Origin of the sequence: Pseudomonas sp. DWP3-1-3b3 (assembly GCF_049896305.1) — a bacterium.
Classification (GTDB): domain Bacteria; phylum Pseudomonadota; class Gammaproteobacteria; order Pseudomonadales; family Pseudomonadaceae; genus Aquipseudomonas; species Aquipseudomonas azotoformans_A.
In genome coordinates, this window is sequence record NZ_JAFCUA010000005.1 from 75,216 (window position 1) to 95,155 (window position 19,940).

The 19,940-nt window shown below is 60.8% G+C and carries 17 protein-coding genes; 10 read left to right on the forward strand and 7 right to left on the reverse strand.

Features of this window, described 5'->3' with window-relative positions; genetic code table 11:
• The first annotated feature begins 8 nt into the window (after positions 1-8).
• Both ACP7BX_RS16700 and ACP7BX_RS16705 read left to right on the forward strand, forming a co-directional pair.
• On the forward strand, positions 9-1,031 hold the full coding sequence (locus ACP7BX_RS16700) for an AraC family transcriptional regulator (protein WP_426131185.1): 1,023 nt from the start codon (positions 9-11) through the stop codon (positions 1,029-1,031).
• A gap of 262 nt (positions 1,032-1,293) precedes the next feature.
• Positions 1,294-1,674: a hypothetical protein gene (locus tag ACP7BX_RS16705; RefSeq protein WP_426131183.1), complete on the forward strand. Its 381-nt coding sequence runs from the start codon at positions 1,294-1,296 to the stop codon at positions 1,672-1,674.
• Positions 1,675-1,732: 58 nt separating this feature from the next.
• Here the strand turns inward: ACP7BX_RS16705 and ACP7BX_RS16710 are convergent, their stop codons facing one another.
• The 4 genes from ACP7BX_RS16710 to mexE all read right to left on the reverse strand — a co-directional run bounded on the left by ACP7BX_RS16710 (position 1,733) and on the right by mexE (position 8,338).
• Positions 1,733-2,257, reverse strand: a complete 525-nt coding sequence (locus ACP7BX_RS16710; protein WP_426131181.1) for a hypothetical protein — start codon at positions 2,255-2,257, stop codon at positions 1,733-1,735.
• A 232-nt stretch (positions 2,258-2,489) separates the two neighbouring features.
• Positions 2,490-3,905 (reverse strand): efflux transporter outer membrane subunit, encoded by a 1,416-nt coding sequence (locus tag ACP7BX_RS16715; protein WP_178953037.1) that lies wholly within the window; start codon positions 3,903-3,905, stop codon positions 2,490-2,492.
• On the reverse strand, positions 3,902-7,081 hold the full coding sequence (locus tag ACP7BX_RS16720) for an efflux RND transporter permease subunit (protein WP_033901161.1): 3,180 nt from the start codon (positions 7,079-7,081) through the stop codon (positions 3,902-3,904). The genes ACP7BX_RS16715 and ACP7BX_RS16720 overlap by 4 nt, the downstream gene beginning before the upstream one ends.
• Positions 7,082-7,096: 15 nt before the next feature.
• On the reverse strand, positions 7,097-8,338 hold the full coding sequence (gene mexE, locus ACP7BX_RS16725; protein WP_033901191.1) for a multidrug efflux RND transporter periplasmic adaptor subunit MexE: 1,242 nt from the start codon (positions 8,336-8,338) through the stop codon (positions 7,097-7,099).
• Between the two features lie 408 nt (positions 8,339-8,746).
• Between mexE and ACP7BX_RS16730 the strand changes: the two genes are divergently transcribed.
• From ACP7BX_RS16730 to ACP7BX_RS16760, 7 genes are all read left to right on the forward strand, one after another.
• Positions 8,747-9,694, forward strand: coding sequence for an AraC family transcriptional regulator (locus ACP7BX_RS16730; protein WP_426131178.1), 948 nt, complete (start codon positions 8,747-8,749; stop codon positions 9,692-9,694).
• A 106-nt stretch (positions 9,695-9,800) separates the two neighbouring features.
• The gene (locus tag ACP7BX_RS16735) at positions 9,801-11,177 is read left to right on the forward strand and encodes a Rieske 2Fe-2S domain-containing protein (RefSeq protein ID WP_426131176.1); all 1,377 of its coding nucleotides are present in this window, start codon (positions 9,801-9,803) and stop codon (positions 11,175-11,177) included.
• Complete coding sequence (gene benB, locus ACP7BX_RS16740) at positions 11,174-11,662, forward strand: benzoate 1,2-dioxygenase small subunit (RefSeq protein ID WP_426131174.1); 489 nt, start codon at positions 11,174-11,176, stop codon at positions 11,660-11,662. Before ACP7BX_RS16735 ends, benB begins: the two co-directional genes overlap by 4 nt.
• A gap of 10 nt (positions 11,663-11,672) precedes the next feature.
• Positions 11,673-12,695 (forward strand): benzoate 1,2-dioxygenase electron transfer component BenC, encoded by a 1,023-nt coding sequence (gene benC / locus ACP7BX_RS16745; protein ID WP_426131172.1) that lies wholly within the window; start codon positions 11,673-11,675, stop codon positions 12,693-12,695.
• Positions 12,696-12,705: 10 nt separating this feature from the next.
• Positions 12,706-13,467 carry a 1,6-dihydroxycyclohexa-2,4-diene-1-carboxylate dehydrogenase gene (locus tag ACP7BX_RS16750; protein ID WP_426131170.1) on the forward strand — a complete coding sequence of 254 codons (762 nt, stop codon included), beginning with the start codon at positions 12,706-12,708 and terminating at the stop codon, positions 13,465-13,467.
• A 54-nt stretch (positions 13,468-13,521) separates the two neighbouring features.
• A complete protein-coding gene (locus ACP7BX_RS16755; protein WP_426131168.1) occupies positions 13,522-14,856 on the forward strand; it encodes an MFS transporter in 1,335 nt (444 codons plus the stop codon).
• Positions 14,857-14,895: 39 nt separating this feature from the next.
• The gene (locus ACP7BX_RS16760; protein WP_426131166.1) at positions 14,896-16,152 is read left to right on the forward strand and encodes an OprD family porin; all 1,257 of its coding nucleotides are present in this window, start codon (positions 14,896-14,898) and stop codon (positions 16,150-16,152) included.
• On the opposite strand, the gene ACP7BX_RS16765 is transcribed toward ACP7BX_RS16760, so the two are convergent.
• A complete protein-coding gene (locus tag ACP7BX_RS16765) occupies positions 16,149-16,373 on the reverse strand; it encodes a DUF2790 domain-containing protein (protein ID WP_426131164.1) in 225 nt (74 codons plus the stop codon). The two genes, ACP7BX_RS16760 and ACP7BX_RS16765, sit on opposite strands and share 4 nt — an antisense overlap.
• Positions 16,374-16,483: 110 nt before the next feature.
• Here ACP7BX_RS16765 and ACP7BX_RS16770 point away from each other — a divergent pair, with 110 nt between their 5' ends.
• Positions 16,484-17,449, forward strand: coding sequence for a LysR substrate-binding domain-containing protein (locus tag ACP7BX_RS16770; RefSeq protein WP_426131162.1), 966 nt, complete (start codon positions 16,484-16,486; stop codon positions 17,447-17,449).
• Here ACP7BX_RS16770 and ACP7BX_RS16775 read toward each other — a convergent pair.
• Complete coding sequence (locus tag ACP7BX_RS16775; RefSeq protein ID WP_426131160.1) at positions 17,430-19,043, reverse strand: dipeptide ABC transporter ATP-binding protein; 1,614 nt, start codon at positions 19,041-19,043, stop codon at positions 17,430-17,432. The genes ACP7BX_RS16770 and ACP7BX_RS16775 overlap by 20 nt on opposite strands.
• A complete protein-coding gene (locus ACP7BX_RS16780; protein WP_426131158.1) occupies positions 19,040-19,939 on the reverse strand; it encodes an ABC transporter permease in 900 nt (299 codons plus the stop codon). Before ACP7BX_RS16780 ends, ACP7BX_RS16775 begins: the two co-directional genes overlap by 4 nt.
• Between the last annotated feature and the right edge of the window lies 1 nt (position 19,940).

A 19,940-nucleotide genomic window follows, 5' to 3' on the forward strand; every position in this document is an offset into this window, starting at 1 on the left:
GGTCCACCATGTCGGAAAAAGACACCATCTCCATTCATCTTGTGCGTGAAGCCTTGTTGCAAAGCTGTGCGCTCGGGGCGACGAGCGCCGAAGTGCTGCACAACGCCGGGATTGACCCGCAGTGGCTGGCCGAGTCTGCCGCGCGGGTTTCGGCTACCACCTATGCACGGCTGTGGCGCCTCCTGGCACGGCGCACCGACGATGAGTTCTTCGGGATGGACCCGCGCAAACTCAGGTCCGGCAGCCTGGCGTTTCTCTGCCGCGCTGCAATGGCGCAGCCAACGCTTGCCACCGCCCTGGAAGCCGGGCTGGGGTTCCTGTCACTGATGCTGGAGCGACTGCCCGCTGAATTGGTGCGTCAACAAAGCCTGGCGGAGATCGTGCTGATTGAGCCCGACACCGAACCCAATCGGGCCTTCACCTACTTTACCTATTGGATGATTGTGCACGGCGTTGCCTGTTGGCTGGCAGGACGCCGTATTCCAATCCTGGCGATTGAGTTGCGCTGCGCAAAGCCGCACTTCTGCGACGACTACCAGGTGATGTTCTCCGACAACCTGCGTTTCGACCGACCCCGCACACGCATGATCTTCTCCGCCGACTGCCTGGACCTGCCGATCAAGCGCACCCCGGAAGAACTCAAGCGTTTCCTGGCCCATGCACCGGCCAATATCCTGGTCAAGTACCGCGACCCCGACAGCCTCGCCACCCGCATCAAGCACGACCTTCGCCAATTGCCCCCCGATACCTGGCCGGAAACCGAAGGCCTCGCGGTCAGCCTGTGCATCTCGGCCTCAACCTTGCGCCGTCGCCTGGCAGAAGAAGGGCAGACCTATCAGGGCCTCAAGGACAGTGTGCGTAAGGAACTGGCGATTGTGTGGCTGGCGGAGCCGCAGATCAGCTTTGCCGAGATTGCGGCGCGGCTGGGGTTTGCTGATACGAGTTCGTTTTATAAGGCGTTTCGTAAGTGGAGTGGCTCGAATCCGGGGCATTATCGGAGTTTGATTTTGAATGAAGTGGCGCAGATTTAGTTGTGCGTGTTAGATGCTAAGTAAATCGTTCTTCCTTTTCTTGATAAGCGTCCGAAGACCTTTCCCGCAAATATTTAGGACGTGGATGCCTTACCTCAGTCGATAATTCGTGCACAAATGTTTGTGTGGTACTTATCGGCATTCGCTGATTACCACTTATGGCATAGCGATGCGAAATCTATAAGAGATTGAGATGTGGTGGTTGCGTTGCTCTATGCATTGCATGCTGATGCCCTGATCATTGATTTAGGAAGGTGAATTTATGAAAGGTCTTATTGCATTGCCAGTTGCTGTGTTGATGGGTGTTTCGTTTCAAGCGTCGGCGCTGTGCTTGAGTGTTTCTGAAAGTTATAGCGGTATTATCGAAAGTCGGACGGAACTGATTGTGCACGGGCCGTTTGCGATTACACCTGCCAATGGCTGTTCAGGAGCTAGTATTGATGCAGTCGTCTCTCCAGGTGGAGCGGGGAGTGCGCCTAGAATTTCAATTGAACGTGAGTTGGGCGGTGGCTGGCAGTCGGTCGCGACCAGCATAGGGAATAGTGTTTCTCATGTCGGAAATTTCGGTACGTATCGAGTGAGGCTCGATAATCCTGAAGCAATCCCAAAATCTTATTCAGGGAACGTCAGATACGGACGTTAATACGATTGCAGACAGCGCGTTGAAGGCTCCTTCAACGCGCTGTTTGTGAGTATGTTGATCACGCATGGTCATCTATCGATAAGGTACTGGCTGCGGGGTTTCCAAAGTAGGCCAGCGCATTGATTGCTTGGTTGGCACTCACCATCCGGTGAGTGATATAGGCAATGTGCTCCGGTTTAGAATAGCGATCGGTCTTGAAAAACGCCACGTTGTCCTCTAGCTTCTCTTTAAATAAGGCGATTGCATTGAATTTGACATCCATTTTTGTTTGTCGACCATTTGCATCGGATGCGCCATCTCCCGAGATGAACATCATGAAGGTGTTGTCGTCTATGATTCCATTATCATAAAGTCTATTTCCCACTTCTCTGAGTTCGTTGGTGCTGATAGAGGTCAGGTCGTATTTTTTTAAGAATGTTTTCAAATCGTTGATTTTCTCTGGGTTGTTTATTTTGAGGGTTTCCGCTGCCTTGGAATGTTCCGTGAAAGTAAACGCATTTGCCACCATTGTCGGTTCCCTGATCACGCGAGCATCAGTTTGCTTCGACATTGTGGTGGCTGTGTTCGTAACGAGCATGCCCATGTTGATTTCCCGCCTTTAGTAAGGATCACACTGCCATTATCGACACTCGTTAACCCAGCATTAGCTTGATAGTGCAATTTCAGAGTGCTCTGACGGGGAAGTCTTAAGAATTTGTGGGTAATTTCTTATGTTGCATTCTTGTATAAACAGTCGACCAAAAAAAACCCCGTGACCGAATGGACCACGGGGCAAAAAATTGGCTGGATGCGACCAACCAAAGGAGCTCTTTACATCACTTGGCGCTGGCGACCACCGTATCCGGCTGCCAGCCACCGCCCAACGCTTTGTAGATCGCGACGATGCCGCGATACAAATCCACTTCGGCCTGGGCCTGGGAGTCTTCGGCGGCCAGGCGCTCACGTTGCGCGTCGAGCAGTACCAGGAAGTCCACGGTGCCTTCGCGGTAGCGGATCGCGGCCAGGTCGGCGGCGGCGCGGCTGGATTCGCTTTGGCGGATCAGCGAAACCAAGCGTTGCTGACGCTTGCCGTAGTCGCTGAAGGCGTTCTCGGATTCTTCCAGGGCCAACAACACTTGTTGCTCGTAGGTCGCCAGGGCGCCATCCGCTTCGGCATCGGCGCCGCGCAAACGGGCGCGCACGCTGCCCAGGTCGAAGGCTGCCCAGGTGATGCTTGGGCCCAGCGCCCAGGCATTCGCGGCGGACGAGCCGATCTGCGAGCCACGCCCGGCGGTGAAGCCGAGGAAGCCGCTGAGGCTGACCCGTGGGAACAGGTCGGCCTTGGCCACGCCGATACGCGCGGTGGCGGCAGCCAGTTTGCGTTCGGCGCTGAGGATGTCCGGGCGACGTTGCAGCAGTTGTCCTGGATCGCCAATCGGCAACGCCTTGGCAATCGCCGGCAGGTCTTTCGGGCCCAGGTCGACGGTCAGCTTGTCGGGACGCTGGCCGAGGAGGGTGGCGATGCGGTTACGCTCGCGCACTTGCTCGGCCTGCAGTTGCGGCACGCTGGCTTCGACGGCCGCGAGGCGTGCGTCAGCACGCTCCACGTCAAGTTGGTCGCCCACACCGGCATCCCGCAGGCTGACCGTGATGGTGCGCGATTCCTGCTGGTTCTTCAGGTTGTCCAGGGCAATGCGTTCACGCAGTTGCGCACCACGCAGTTGACCGTAGGCATCCACCAGTTCGGCAATCAGGGTGACTTGCAGTTGGTACAAGTCAGCCTCGGCGGCCTGCTGGTCGGCGTCGGTGGCTTCCAGGTTGCGCTGGATGCGACCGAACAGGTCCAGTTCCCAGGCCATGTCCAGGCCGAGGTCGTAACGCTCGGTCTTGACGCGACTGGTGGTCTGGCCCGGAATCTGGCCTTTGCCCTGGTCACTGCTGACCCGGCTGGTGATGGTCGGCATGGCGTCATTGCTGGCGTCATCGCGAATCGCGCGGGCCGCCCGCAGACGGGCAAAAGCGACGCGTAAATCACGGTTGCCTTGCAGCGATTGGGTCACCAACTGGTTGAGGGTCGGGTCCTCGAACTGCTGCCACCAGATGCCTTCGAACTTGGCGTGGTCATACGTTTTGGCATCGGCAGCGGCCGTGATATTGGCCGCCTCCGGGGTCTGGGCTTTGTAGTCCGGGCCTACGGCACAGGCGCTCAGCGCCAGTACCAGCAAGCTCGGCAGGAATACTTTCACACTCATTGCTGTGTCTCCAGCTTCAAGGCCTTGGCCGCTTTGCGTGCCTCTTGGCGCTCCACATAGCGACGGATCAGTACATAGAACACTGGCGTCAGCAACAGACCGAAGAAGGTCACACCGATCATCCCGGAGAACACCGCCACGCCCATGGCATGACGCATCTCGGCACCAGCACCGCTGGACAACACCAGTGGCACCACACCCATGATGAAGGCGAAGGAGGTCATCAGAATCGGCCGCAGACGCAGACGGCAGGCTTCCAGTACCGCAGCGAGCGGGTCGAGGCCTTCTGCCTGTTTGTCTTTGGCGAACTCGACGATCAGAATCGCGTTCTTACACGCCAGGCCCACCAGTACGATCAAGCCGATCTGGGTGAAGATGTTGTTGTCGCCGCCCGAGATGATCACCCCGGTAATCGCCGACAGCAGCGTCATCGGTACGATCAGGATCACCGCCAATGGCAGGCTCCAGCTTTCGTATTGGGCGGCCAGTACCAGGAACGCCAGCAGCACGCAGAGCGGGAACACGAACAGCGCGGTATTGCCCGAGAGGATTTGCTGATAGGTCAGGTCGGTCCACTCGTAGGTCATGCCGTTGGGCAGTTCTTCTTTCAGCAGTTTCTCGATCGCAGCTTCTGCCTGGCCCGAGCTGTAGCCCGGTGCAGCGTTGCCGTTGATTTCTGCGGTGATGAAGCCGTTGTAGTGCATCACGCGGTCCGGACCCGAGGTGTCGCTGACCTTGATGAAGGTCGCCAGCGGGATCATCTCGCCTTTGTTGTTGCGCACTTTCAGCTGGCCGATCTGGTCTTCATCCAGGCGGAACTGCTGCTCAGCCTGCACGTTGACCTGGTAGGTCCGGCCGAAGCGGTTGAAGTCGTTGGCATACAACGAACCCAGGTAGATCTGCAGGGTGTCGAAGATGTCGCTGATCGCCACGCCGTGGGTCTTGGCCTTTTCACGGTCGATGGCGGCATCGACCTGGGGCACGTTGACCGTGTAGCTGGTGAACAGGCCGAACAGCTCCGGCGTGGTGCGGCTCTTGGTGATGATGTTCTGCACTTCTTTGTACAGCTCGTCGTAACCCAGGTTGCCCCGGTCTTCGATCTGCAGGCGGAAACCACCAATCGTACCCAGGCCCTGTACCGGCGGCGGTGGGAAGATCGCCATGTAGGCTTCCTGGATGCTGCTGTACTTGCCGTTCAGGGCACCGGCAATCGCGCCGGCGGACATGCTCGGGTCTTTACGCTCGTCGAACGGTTTCAAGGTCACGAACACGATGCCGCTGTTCGGGCTGTTGGTGAAGCCGTTGATCGACAGGCCGGGGAAGGCTACGGCGCTTTCCACGCCGGGTTGTTTCAGCGCGATGTCGGACATGCGCTTGATCACGTCTTCGGTACGGTCCAGGCTCGCGGCATCCGGCAATTGAGCGAAGGCCACCAGGTATTGCTTGTCCTGGGCCGGTACGAAACCGGTGGGTGTGTGGGCAAAGCCCAGCCAGGTCAGGACCATCAGGCCGGCGTACAGGAACAGCGCGATACCACTGCCACGGATCACACGGCGGACGGTGCCGACATAGCCATGGCTGGCCTTGTCGAAGAAGCGGTTGAACGGTTTGAACAGCCAGCCGCCCAGCAACTTGTCGAGGAACTTGGAGAACGCATCCTTCGGCGCGTTGTGGCCTTTGAGCAACACGGCCGCAAGGGCAGGGGACAAGGTCAGCGAGTTGAAGGCCGAGATCACTGTCGAAATCGCAATGGTCAAGGCGAACTGCTTATAGAACTGCCCGGTCAAGCCACTGATGAAGGCGGCTGGAACGAACACCGCACACAGCACCAACGCGGTGGCGATGATCGGGCCGGTCACTTCGCTCATGGCTTTTTCAGTGGCCGGGAACGGTTCCAGGCCCAGCTCGATGTTCCGCTCGACGTTCTCCACTACCACGATGGCGTCGTCCACCACGATACCGATGGCCAGTACCAGGCCGAACAGCGATAGCGCGTTGAGCGAGAAGCCAAACAGGTGCATCACCGCAAAGGTGCCGATCAACGATACCGGCACCGCCACCAACGGAATGATCGAGGCGCGCCAGGTCTGCAGGAACAGGATCACCACCAATACAACCAGGATCAGCGCTTCGAACAGCGTATGCACCACGGCTTCGATGGAGCCACGCACGAAGATGGTCGGGTCATAGACGATGCTGTAGTCCATGCCTTGCGGGAAGCTCTTTTTCAGCTCTTCCATCTTGCCGCGCACTTCGTTGGAGATCTCGATCGCGTTGGAGCCAGGGCGCTGGAAGATCGGGATCGCCACGGCCGGCTGGTTATTCAGCAACGAACGCAGGGCGTATTGGCTGGAGCCCAGCTCCACCCGTGCGATGTCTTTGAGGCGGGTGATTTCACCGTTAGCGCCCGAGCGAATAATGATGTTCTCGAACTCTTCCTCGGTCACCAGGCGACCTTGGGTGTTCACCGACAACTGGAACGCGGTGGCGGTCGGCGCAGGTTGTGCACCCAAGGCGCCGGCGGCCACTTGACGGTTTTGCTCACGGATTGCCGTCACCACATCAGTGGCCGTCAGGTTGCGCGAAGCGGTCTTGTTCGGGTCCAGCCACACCCGCAGGGAGTAGTCGCCCATACCGAACAGTTGCACGTCGCCTACACCGCCCAGACGCGCCAGCTCATCCTTCACGTTAAGCAAGGCGTAGTTGGACAGGTAAAGCATGTCGTAGCGCTGATCCGGGGAGGTCAAGTGCACCACCATGGTCAGGTCGGGGGAGGCCTTGTCCACGGTGATACCGATGCGCGTCACTTCCTCAGGCAGTTTCGGCTGAGTCCGGGTCACGCGGTTTTGCACTTGCACCTGCGCGTTGTCCAGGTCGGTGCCCAGGGCGAAGGTGATGGTCAGGGTCAGCTTGCCGTCGGCGGTCGACTGCGAGGACATGTACAGCATGTTCTCGACGCCGGTGATCGCCTGCTCCAGCGGAGCGGCCACGGTTTCACCGATGACTTTGGGGTTGGCGCCCGGGAAGTTGGCACGGACCACGACGGTCGGCGGCACCACTTCCGGGTATTCGCTGATCGGCAATTGGAACAGCGAGATCGCGCCGGCGATCAGGATCAGCAGCGAAAGCACCGCTGCGAAGATCGGCCGCGAAATGAAGAACTTGGAAAAATTCATCTTGAGTCGTATCCCTTAACCGCGTGGAGTCGCAGCGCTGGCAAGTTTGGGCGCGGCTTTATCCGGCGCCACTTGTTCCAGGTTGCTGGCTTCAAGCGCTTGTCGTTGTTGGGCCAAGGCGGCGAGGGTTTCCTTGCTGGCCATCGGAATGGTTTCCGGAGCGACCGGCGATCCTGGGCGCACGCGTTGCAGGCCCTTGACGATGATGGTGTCTTCTTTATTGAGACCGCTGCGCACGATGCGCAAACCTTCGATTTTCGGCCCCAGTTCTACCGAGCGATACGCGGGCTTGTCGCCTTCCATCACCAGCACAAACTTCTTGCCGAGGTCGGTGCCGACGGCTTCGTCGTTGATCAGCACGGCGGAGTAGGTGCCGCTGCCGACCAGCTTCAGGCGGGCGTACAGGCCAGGGGTGTATTCGCCCTTGCTGTTATCGAACACGGCGCGACCACGGATGGTGCCGGTGGCCGGGTTGACCTGGTTGTCGACGAAGTTCATCTGGCCCAGGTGCGGGTTGCCGGTTTCGTTGGACAGGCCCAGGTACACCGGGGTGGTCGCACCGCGACGGCCTTGGCGAGCCAGTTCGGTGTACTTGAGGAACACGCGCTCATCGGCATCGAAGTAGGCGTAGACCTTGTCAGTGGAGACCACGCTGGTCAGCGCGGTGACATCGGCGGTCACCAGGTTGCCGGCGGTGATTTCGGCACGGCTGACACGGCCGCTGATCGGCGACGTGACGCGGGTGAAGCTCAGGTTCAGCTTGGCCAGGTCCAACTGCGCCTGGATCCCGGCGACAGCGGCGCGGGCTTCCTGGGCGGCGGTGGTGCGCGAGTCGGCCAGTTCGGCGGAAATCGCATTGCTCTGGCGCAGGCGTTCGCCGCGTTGAGCTTCGTTATCGCTGCGGGTGGCCGCGGCGCGGGTTTGTTGCAACTGGGCTTCAAGGCGACGCACTTCAGCCTGGAACGGCCGTGGGTCGATCTGGAACAGCAGGTCGCCTTTCTTGACCAAAGCGCCTTCGGTGAAAGCGACCTGGTCAATCTGGCCTGACACGCGCGGACGAATCTGCACGGTTTCCGGGGCTTCCAGGCGACCGGTGAACTCATCCCACTCGTTGACCGGTTGTTCCAGCACCTTGGCCACACTGACTTTGGCCGCTGGCATGGCGGCCGCTTGGTCCGGGGTCTTGCCGCACGCGCTCATCACCACCACGGCCAGGATCGCCAGGGGGAAGCGCAAATGTTTGAGTGACTGTTCCATGAGGTGCATCCGCCAATGTATTTGAGATGGGCGGATCATGCGCGGCGATGTGCTATGTCACGAATCGAATGAAGCAAAGGTAACTATCATTCGGAATGATATAAGCGCGGGATTAGCCCTCTAGCATGGGGGTTTCGTTAGCAGGCTATCAATGAGATTAATGGCAAAAGTCTTTTGCCGTACCGGTAAGGAACCTGATTGCGCCGCTCAGGGTCTGGCCGGTGCAGGACACCTTAAGATTGTTTCGGAATAAATCAGACTGAAGATCCAGCGCCCGCCAGTAGCGCGGTACAAGGCGGTTCGCGTGGGTTCCATACCCGCAGAGTATTCATTGAGACCTTATCCATATTGGACGCCTTGCACCGCCAAGCGTCAGCCTGAACCCTATAACTATAAAGAGGCGCAACCATGACCGTGCTATTGAGCGAGCGCAGCCAGATTTTCCAACGTGCCGATGCCTATGCGGTCTCCGATTACGTCAACCAGCATGTCGGCAGCCACTGCATTCGCCTGCCGCCCCGAGGGCGGCCACAGGCGAGCATCAGCCACCGCACCTTTTCCAGCCTGGACCTGTGCCGGATCAGCTACGGTGCGCCGGTGCGAGTGACGTCGGATGCGCTGCAAACCATCTATCACCTGCAAATCCTGCTGAGCGGTCACTGTCGCTCCAATGCCCGTGGGGTAGAGCAGGTCTTCCAACCCGGTGAGATCCTGCTGATCAACCCGGATGACCCGGTGGACCTGACCTATTCCGCCGACTGCGAGAAATTCATCATCAAGTTGCCGGTGCGCCTGCTGGAGAACGCCTGCCTGGAACAGCGTTGGACGCTGCCGCAACAGGGCATCCGTTTTGCCACGGCGCGGCATGCGCTGAGTGAGATGAGTGGGTTCCTGCAACTATTGGGGCTGATCTGCCATGAGGCTGAAAACGCCGCCGAGTGCGAAGTACAAGGCCTGTATGAACGCATCGTGGCGAATAAACTCTTGGCGCTGTTGGCCAGCAACGTGTTGCGCGTTGCCCCGCAAGCGGCTCAAGGCGGTGGTTTCGAAGCGGTGCGCCAGTTCATCGAGGAACACCTGACCGAAGACATCAGCGTCGAACAGCTGATGGCCACCGCCAAGGTCAGCGAGCGCTCGCTCTATACCCTGTTCGAACGTCAGGTCGGCCTGTCGCCGCGCGACTACGTGCGTCAACGCAAGTTGGAGCGCGTGCACGCGCGCTTGCAATTGCCCTCGGCTCGCAGCGTGACCGAAGTGGCGCTGGATCATGGTTTCGTACATTTGGGGCGTTTTGCCGAGGCCTACCGCAAACGCTTCGGCGAATTGCCGTCGCAGACCTGGAAACGCCAGCGCTGACAGCCTGCGCCCGGCGGATAACGTTTTGCAGCCAACGGATATTGAGGAGTGGAGCGTGCCCCTACAGTGAAGGCGCCTGATACAAGAACAACCGAGGGCCTACCCCATGATCAGCACGCTCGACCGCCTCGCCCGGCAACTCGGCGAATCCGTTCAGGAAGATCCCGCCACTGGGGTGTTCCGCTGCCGCCGCGACATTTTTACCGACCCCGACCTGTTCGCCCTGGAGATCAAACACATCTTCGAAGGCAGTTGGATCTACCTGGCGCACGAAAGCCAGGTGCCCGAGATCAACGACTACTTCACCACCTGGATCGGCCGCCAACCGGTGGTCATCACTCGCGATAAACACGGCACCCTGCATGGCCTGGTCAACGCCTGCGCGCACCGTGGCGCCATGCTCTGCCGGCGCAAGCAAGGCAACAAAGGCTCGTTTACCTGCCCGTTCCACGGCTGGACCTTCAGCAATGCCGGCAAGTTGCTCAAAGTGAAGGACCCCAAGACCGGCGCTTACCCGGACAGCTTCGACTGCGACGGCTCCCACGACTTGACGCGCCTGGGTCGTTTCGAAAACTACCGTGGCTTCCTGTTTGGCAGCCTCAGCGAATCCGTACCGGAACTCAGCGATTACCTGGGTGAAACCCGCGTGATCATCGACCAGATGGTCGATCAGGCGCCCTTGGGCCTGGAAGTGCTGCGCGGCAGTTCGTCCTACGTGTACGACGGCAACTGGAAGCTGCAGATCGAAAACGGCGCCGACGGGTATCACGTCAGTTCGGTGCACTGGAACTACTCGGCGACCATGGGCCGGCGCAACTACGAAGCCGAAGGCACCCGCACCGTGGACGCCAATGGCTGGTCGAAAAGCCTGGGCGGCGTCTATGCTTTCGAACACGGGCATATCCTGCTGTGGACACGCCTGCTCAACCCCGAAGTACGCCCGGTGCATGCTCACCGCGAGGCCCTTGCAGAGCGTCTGGGCAAGGAGCGCGCCGACTTTATCGTCGATCAGACGCGCAACCTGTGCCTCTATCCCAACGTGTACCTGATGGACCAGTTTTCCACCCAGATTCGCGTGGTACGGCCAATTGCCGTCGACAAGACCGAAGTCACTATCTATTGCATGGCGCCCATCGGCGAAAGCGCCGAGGAGCGCACCACCCGTATCCGCCAGTACGAAGACTTCTTCAACGTCAGCGGCATGGGTACGCCGGATGACCTGGAAGAATTCCGCGCCTGCCAGACCGGCTACCAGGGCGCGACGACCCTGTGGAACGACCTAAGCCGTGGCGCCAAGCAGTGGGTCGAAGGCGCCGATGAAAACGCCCAGGCCATGGGCATGCACCCGCAGCTCAGTGGGATCAAGACCGAAGACGAAGGCCTGTTCGTACGCCAGCACGCCCATTGGGCGCAGAGCCTGCAACGCGCCATCCAGCATGAGCAGCAGGGCCTGATTGCCAGCGACAAGGCGGTGCTGTCATGAGTACTTTCCGCGACCGCCTGCTCGACTTTCTCTACCGCGAAGCGCGCCTGCTGGATGATCGCCAGTGGGACGCGTGGCTGGAGTGTTACTCGCCCAAGGTCGAATTCTGGATGCCGGCGTGGGACGATCACGACACCCTCACCGAAGACCCGCAAAGCGAAATCTCGCTGATCTACTACCCCAGCCGCGATGGCCTGGAAGACCGCGTATTCCGCATCAAGACCGAGCGCTCCAGCGCCAGTACGCCGGAGCCGCGCACCGCGCACCTGATCACCAACCTCGAAGTGCTGGCCGACGACGGCGAGCACGTGATGTTGCGCTTCAACTGGCAAACCCTCAGCCACCGCTACAAGACCACGGACACGTACTTCGGCACCTCGTTCTACAGCCTCGATATGCGCGGCGAACAGCCGCTGATCACGCGCAAGAAGGTGGTGCTGAAAAACGACTACATCCATCAGGTCATCGACATCTACCACATCTGAGGACGCCCCAATGACGTACGCCATTGCCCTGAACTTCGAGGATGGGGTCACCCGTTTCATCGACTGCAAGGTGGGTGAAAAGGTCCTGGATGCGGCCTTTCGCCAACGTATCAACCTGCCCATGGATTGCTCGGACGGTGTCTGCGGCACCTGCAAATGCCGCTGTGAAACCGGCGTCTACGACTTGGGGGACGATTACATCGACGACGCCCTCAGCGAAGACGAAGCCCAGCAACGGCAGGTGCTGACCTGCCAGATGGTGCCGCAGTCCGATTGCGTGATAGCGGTGCCGGTGCCCTCCAGTGCCTGCAAGACCGGCACTTCGCAGTTTGCCGCAACGCTCTCGCGTATTACCCCGCACGCCGATGCGGCGCTGGAGGTGTGTTTCGAAATGGATCAGGCACCGGCTTTCCTGCCGGGCCAATACGTGAATATCGGCGTGCCGGGCAGCGGGCAGACTCGTTCCTATTCGTTCAGCAACCGCCCCGGCGACACGTGCGCTTCGTTCTTGATCAAGCATGTGCCCGGCGGGTTGATGAGCGGCTGGCTTGCACAGGCAGAGGTGGGTGACGCGGTGCCGATGACCGGCCCCCTGGGCAGCTTTTATCTGCGCGAAGTGACACGGCCGTTGTTGCTGTTGGCCGGTGGCACCGGGCTGGCGCCGTTTTTGTCGATGCTTGAAGTGCTGGCGGAGCGTCAGGAGACGCGCACGATCACGCTGATCTACGGCGTGACCCGTGACGCGGACCTGGTAATGGTCGAGGCGCTGCAATCGTTTACCCAGCGCCTGCCGAACTTGAGCGTCGTCACCTGCGTGGCCGACCCGCAGACCCCCCATCCACGCCAGGGCTATGTCACCCAGCACATGACGAACGACCAGCTTAACCACGGTGACGTCGATGTGTACCTGTGCGGCCCGCCGCCGATGGTGGATGCCGTGCGCCAGCACTTCAAGCAACAGGGCGTCAGCCCGGCCAGCTTCTACTACGAGAAGTTCACGCCCAACGCCATCGTCACCGGCGACGCCGCCTGAGGAAATCCACATGACACTACGTTTCAATAACCAGGTCGCGCTGGTCACAGGCGCAGCACAGGGCATTGGCCGGCGCGTTGCCGAACGCTTGCTGGAGGAGGGCGCCTGGCTGGTGGCGGTCGATCGTTCGGAGCTGGTGCATGAATTGCAGCACACGCGGGCGCTGACCCTTACCGCCGACCTGGAGCAGTACGCCGAATGCGCACGGGTGATGGCGCAGGCCGAGGCGCGTTTCAAGCGCATCGACATCCTGATCAACAACGTCGGCGGCACCATCTGGGCCAAACCCTTCGAACACTACGCCGAGCCGGAAATCGAAGCGGAAGTGCGTCGCTCGTTGTTCCCCACGCTGTGGTGCTGCCATTGCGTGTTGCCTTACATGCTGGAGCAGGGCAGCGGCGCCATCGTCAACGTGTCGTCGATTGCCACACGGGGCATCAACCGGGTGCCCTATGGGGCGGCCAAGGGCGGGGTGAATGCGCTGACCGCCTGCCTGGCCCTGGAAACCGCCGGCCGTGGCATTCGCATCAACGCCACGGCACCCGGCGGCACCGAGGCACCGCCACGGCGCATTCCGCGCAACAACCAGCCGCAAACCGAACAGGAACGCGTCTGGTATCAACAGATCGTCGACCAGACCCTCGACAGCAGCCCGATGAAACGCTACGGCAGCATTGACGAGCAAGTCGGCGCGATCCTGTTCCTGGCCTCTGACGAAGCCTCCTACATCACCGGCGTGACCTTGCCCGTAGGAGGCGGCGACCTGGGCTGAGCGCCATCACCCCTGCAGACACTGACTCACAACAACAATAAAGAGAGCACTGCCATGCGTACCCATGACGTTCATTCGATTATCGATAATGCCCGCTTCAGCCGTTTTCACTGGAGGGTGGTGGGCCTGTGTGCCTTGCTGTTGATCTTTGACGGCTATGACTTGTTTATCTACGGCGTGGTGCTGCCGTCCATCATGAAAGAATGGAGTCTGTCGCCGCTGCAGGCCGGTGCGCTGGGCAGTTATGCACTGTTCGGCATGATGTTCGGCGCGCTGGTGTTCGGCAGCCTGGCGGACCGGTTCGGGCGCAAAAAAGGCATCGCCGTGTGCTTCGCGCTGTTCAGCGTTGCCACGGTGATCAACGGGTTTGCCAGCAGTCCCACCGAATTCGGCATCTGTCGTTTTATCGCGGGCCTGGGCTGCGGCGGACTGATGCCCAATGCGGCGGCGCTGATGAACGAATATGCGCCGAAGAAACTGCGCAGCACCCTGATGGCGGTGATGTTCAGCGGCTATTCCCTGGGCGGCATGCTCGCGGCCAGTGTCGGGATTTTCATGCTGCCCAACTATGGGTGGTCGTCGATGTTTTTCGCGGCGGCCATTCCGCTGTTGCTGCTGCCGTTGATCGTGTATTGGCTGCCCGAATCCATCGGTTTTCTGGTGCGTCAGGGTCGCCAGGAGCAGGCGCGCGCGCTGCTGATGCGTTTGTCGCCGAGTACGCAGATCGAGGCAGGTGATGAACTGCTGCTTAACGAGGTGAAAGCCAAGGGCGCCTCGGTGGTGGAGCTGTTTCGCAATGGCCTGGGCGTGCGCACGGCGATGGTCTGGACCGCGTTTTTCTGCTGCCTGTTGATGGTGTACGCATTGAGTTCCTGGCTGCCAAAACTGATGGCGGGTGCCGGTTACAGCCTGGGGTCCAGTCTGTCGTTCCTGGTGGCATTGAACCTGGGCGGCATGGCCGGGGCGCTTGTCGGTGGTTGGCTGGGTGACCGGTTGAACCTGATCAAGGTGATGATCGGCTTCTTCGTCACTGGTGTGGTTTCCATCAGCTTGCTGGGGATCAACAGCCCGATGCCGGTCCTTTACCTGCTTATTTTCCTCGCGGGCGCCACCACCATCGGCACGCAAATCCTGCTGTATGCCGCTGCGGCGCAGCTCTACGGTTTGTCCATGCGTGCCACCGGCCTGGGTTGGGCGTCCGGGATCGGTCGCAATGGCGCAATCGTCGGCCCGTTGCTGGGCGGCGCCTTGATGTCTGCGGAGCTGCCGTTGCAGCTCAACTTCCTGGTCTTTGCCATTCCGGGTGCGATTGCTGCGCTGGCGATGATGACCTACGCCCTGAGTCAGCGTCGGCCGCGCAGCCATCTGGAGGCTGCTGGCGCGCGTTGATCTGCCACCGTCGATAACAACAATTAAAAGAGCAACGACATGAATCAACAGAACCTACAGCGTATCTGGCTGCCCCTACTCGGCATGCCTTTGGCGGCGACCGCGTCCGAAGGCGGCTTTTTCGAAGGCTCGAGTGCCACCTTGCAAGCCCGCAACTATTACTTCAGCCGTGACTTCTCCGACATTGTCGGGGCCAACAAACAATCCAAGGCCGAAGAGTGGGGGCAGGGCTTCATCCTTACCTATAAATCCGGTTACACCCCAGGGCCTGTCGGCTTCGGCCTGGATGCGCTCGGCACCCTGGGCCTCAAGCTCGACAGCAGCCCGGACCGGGTCAACAGCGGCTTGTTGCCGGTCAAGGACGATGGCCGTGCGGCAGATGACTACAGCCGCCTTGGCCTGACCTTCAAGGCGCGGGTTTCCAAGACCGAGCTGAAAGTGGGTGAGTTACAGCCCAACCTGCCGGTGCTGGCCTTCAGCGATATCCGCCTGCTGCCGCCGAGTTATCAAGGGGTGAATATCAGCTCCAGTGAGGTCGCAGGCCTCACGCTACAGGCCGGGCACCTGACCACCACTAGCCTGCGCAATGAGGCCGGCGACGAAAAGATGATCGCCATGCTCGGCCATGTACCGCAGCGCAGTGCCGACAGCGACGCCTTCAACTATGTCGGCGGCGACTACGCCTTCAATGGCAACCGCACCAGCGTCAGCCTCTGGCGTGGCCAGTTGCAAGACATCTATGCGCAGAACTTTCTTGGCTTCAAGCACAGCCAGCCGATGGGTGATTGGGTGCTGGGGGCTAACCTGGGTTACTACGCAGCGCGAGAGGACGGCGATAAATTGCTCGGCAAGATCGACAACCAGGCGTTTTTCTCGCTGCTATCAGCCCGGCGCGGTGGCCATACCGTCTATGTCGGCTACCAGGCGATGTACGGTGACAGCGCGTTCCCACGGGTGTTTGCCAACGTCACGCCGCTGGGCAACGAGGTGCCCACCTACGAGTTTGCCTACACCGACGAGCGCTCCTGGCAAGTGCGCTACGACTACGACTTCGGGGTACTCGGGCTTCCAGGGTTGATCACGACGGTGCGTTACATCACCGGCGACAACGTGAACACCGGGGCCGGTTACGAGGGCAAGGACCGTGAGCGTGACCTGGATATCGGCTACGCCGTGCAGAACGGTGCTCTGCGTGGCCTGGGTATCCGGTTGCGCAACGTCATGGCGCGCTCCAACTACCGCAGCGATATCGACGAGAACCGGCTGATCCTCAGTTACACCTGGACGCTGCTTTAAACGCCGCCCTGGCACGTGCCCATCACCAGGTAGTTCACGCTATGGCTCACGCCCTGGCTGTCGACGTACACCAGGATCGCGGGCTCGACCTGACAACTGCCTGGCACGGGCGTCACGGAAACGATGCGCTGGATATCCGGCGCAGCGTTCTCAGGGCTGCCCTGGGCAAAGGCACCGCTGGCGACGAAAAGCAGGATAAGGCTGGAAAATTTGATCTTCATACGGTGGCCCTCGGTCAGTTGGCTTCAGTTTAGTCAGAACCGCGCAGGGTTAAAGGCAGGGGCAGGTAAATGACTCATACGGATTACGTAGCAATCGCGGGGCAACACTGATGGACATGCTCAATGGCATGCAGGTATTTGCCCGTGTCGTCGACAGTGGCAGCTTCGCTGCCGCCGCTGAGTCTCTGGCGCTGTCTGGGGCGCAGGTGTCCCGGCTGGTTTCCGAGCTTGAGAAACACCTCCAGACGCGCCTGCTGCAACGCACCACACGGCGTCTGTGCCTGACGGAGTCGGGCGAACGTTTTTTGCTGCGCTGTCGTGACATTCTGGAAGACGTCAGGGAGGCGACGGCAGAAGCCAGTGGCGCTCACCTCAACCCCCGTGGGCGTCTGCGTGTGCATTGCATGAGCGGCCTGGGGGTGCTGATCACCCCGCTGGTCGCCCGCTACAGCGAGCGATATCCGCACGTCGGCGTGGAGCTGACACTTTCCCAGCACACCCCGGACCCGCTGGAAGAAGGCCACGATGTGGTGATATCGATTGCTCGCTCGCTACCGGACTCTGCGCTGGTCAGCCAGACCATCGGCCAGTTGTTCAGCGTGCCCTGCGCTGCGCCCCGGTATTTGCAACAGCACGGCATCCCCGAACAGCCGGAGCACCTGAGTCAGCATCAGTGCCTGCACCTGCAAGACTTCCAGGAAGATGCCTGGTTGTTCAAAAACGAGGCGGGTGAGCTCGCGGTTTCACCCGGCGACACCTTCAGGACCAACGTGGCCGATGCCATGGTCAAGGCGACACAGGAAGGCATGGGCATCAGCCTGTTGCCGTTTTTCAGTGTCTCGCAGTCGTTGCAGGACGGCTCGCTGGTGCGTTTGCTGGCGGATTACCGGCTGCGCGAACGCAGTATTTTCGCGGTGTACCCTTCGCGGCGCTTTCTGGATGCCAAGGTGCGTACGTGGGTGGAGTTGTTGCAGGCGCAGTTGCCATGGCTACTGTCGCAACATGTCCGAGTGATTGATGACCCGACGTATGCAGCCAAATCCGCTGTAGCCCTGGTCAGGCGGCGGTTGCCGTGACGTGCCGACCCGGAATCGCAGCAATCAGCTCTCGCGTGTAATCACTCGCCGGCCGATTGAATATCCGCTCCACCGAACCCTGCTCAACCACCCGGCCATTGCGCAGCACCAGCACCTCATGCGCGAAGTTGGCCACCACCGACAGGTCATGGGACACCAGCACATAGGCAATGCCCATCTCCCGTTGCAGCTCTTCCAGCAGATCCAGAATGTGCGCCTGCACTGACACGTCGAGCGCGCTGACCGGCTCATCCAGCAGCAACAGGTCCGGCTTCAACGCCAGCGCCCTGGCAATGGCGACGCGTTGGCATTGGCCGCCGGACAGTTCGCGTGGCAGGCGGTCCAGGTAGCTGACTGGCAAGTGCACGCGACTGATCAATTCCCGCGCGGCCTGTTCCAACGCTGGCCCCTTGAGCAAGCCGAACGAGACCAGCGGCTCGACGATGCTGTCGAACACCGTGAAGCGCGGGTCCAGCGCGGCGAACGGGTTTTGCTGCACCAGTTGCAGGCGCTGGCGCAGCGGGCGGAAGTCGCGCCAGCTCAGGTGCGTGACGTCCTGCTGTTCGAACCAGACCTGGCCCTGGCTCGGTTTTTCCAAGCCCAGGGCGATGCGCAATGCAGTGCTTTTGCCCGAACCCGATTCGCCGACGATGGCCAGGGTCTGGCCGGGATACACCTGCAGGTTGAGACCTTCAAGCGCCACAAAAGTCGACTGCTCACCTTTTACCTTGGGCAGCGCAAACGTCTTGCCCACGTTTTGCAGGCGCAATATCGGCTGTTGTGCCGGATCAATCTGCACCAGCGGTTCACGACGCTTGGCAAACGCGGGCGCGGCGGCAATCAGCGCGCGAGTGTAGTCGTGCTGCGGGGCATCGAGAATCTGCCGTGGCGGCCCCTGTTCGACCAGTTCGCCTTGTTGCATCACCAGGATCCGGTCGGCGCGGTCGGCTGCCACACCCAGGTCGTGGGTGATGATCAACAGCGAAATGCCGCGCTCGCTGACCAGCCGTTGCAGGTGGTCGAGGATCTTGCGCTGCACGGTGACGTCGAGGGCGCTGGTGGGCTCGTCGGCGATGATCAGGCGCGGGTTGCCGGCCAGGGCAATGGCGATCAGCACGCGCTGGCGCATGCCGCCGGACAGTTCATGGGGATACTGACGGGCGCGCAGCACGGGTTTGTCGATGCCCACCTGTTGCAGCAGCTCGACAATGTCCGCATCGACAGCGGGGTAGCGTTTGCCCTTGGCCAGGATCAGCGCCTCGGCGATTTGCTGGCCCACGCGCAATGTGGGGTTGAGGCTGACCATCGGGTCCTGGGGCACCAGGCCGATAGTGCGGCCGCGCAAGGCACGTTTTTGGCGTTCATTGGCGTGGGTCAGGTCCTGGCCGTCTACCCACAGTTGGCCAGCGCTGATCTGCGCACTCTCCGGCAATAGACCCAGGATCGCGTTGGCCAGGGTCGATTTGCCGGAGCCGGACTCACCGACAATCGCCACGGTCTCGCCCTGGGCAATGCTCAAGGACAGGCGGTTAACCGCCGTGTTGCCGTGCCGATAACTGACACTGAGTTGGCGAACATCCACTAAAGCATTCATCGCGGGGTCTCCTCGAAGGTGCGGGCGATATGGTTGAGACTGAACACCACGGCCACCAGGAACAGGCCCGGCAGCAGCGACACCCACGGGGCGGTGATTAGGAAGTGCCGACCATTGGCGATCAGCGTGCCCCACTCGGCGGCGGGGGGCACTGCGCCGAAACCGAGGAAGCTCAGCCCCGCGGTCGCCAGGATCGCAGCGCCAAAGTCGAGCGTCGCCAACACTGCCACCGGGCCCCAGGCATTCGGCAGGATGTGGCGCAGCAGCGTACGGCCCCAACTTGCACCGCCCAGGCGCGCGGCCTCCACATAGGGCAACGTCTTGACCCGCAGCACCTCGGCGCGGGTGGTGCGGGCGAACCCCGGAATAATGCCGACGCCCACTGCGATGGCCACCGGTACGGTGCCGAAGCCAATCGCCGTGACAATCGCCAGGGCCAGCAGCACGCCGGGCAAGGCCAGCAGCACATCGACGAAGCGCATGATCACCGAGTCGATACGCCCGCCGGCAAAGCCCGACAGGATGCCCAGCCCCAAGCCGCCGAGCAGGGCGATGCCGACGGCCAGCGAGGCGGCCAGCATCGACAGGCTCGACCCATAAACCACACGGGTAAACAGGTCGCGGCCCAGTTCATCGGTGCCAAACCAATGGGTAAGGCCTGGTGCGCGCAGCTTGTCGACGGGCGAGGTGGCGTAGGGGTCAAAGCTTGTCAGTAGGTGTGGCGCCACGGCTGAGACCAGTGCGAAGAGCACCAGCAACAGTGCCAGGCTGAAATCAGGCCGTCGCAGCAAGGGCAACAACGCCGTTGTCGCGCGCTGCCATCGGCTGCGGCGACGCCATAGCGGTTGGCTGGCCGGGATGGCTGTACCGCGAAGGTTCTGCTCAAGGATGGTCATG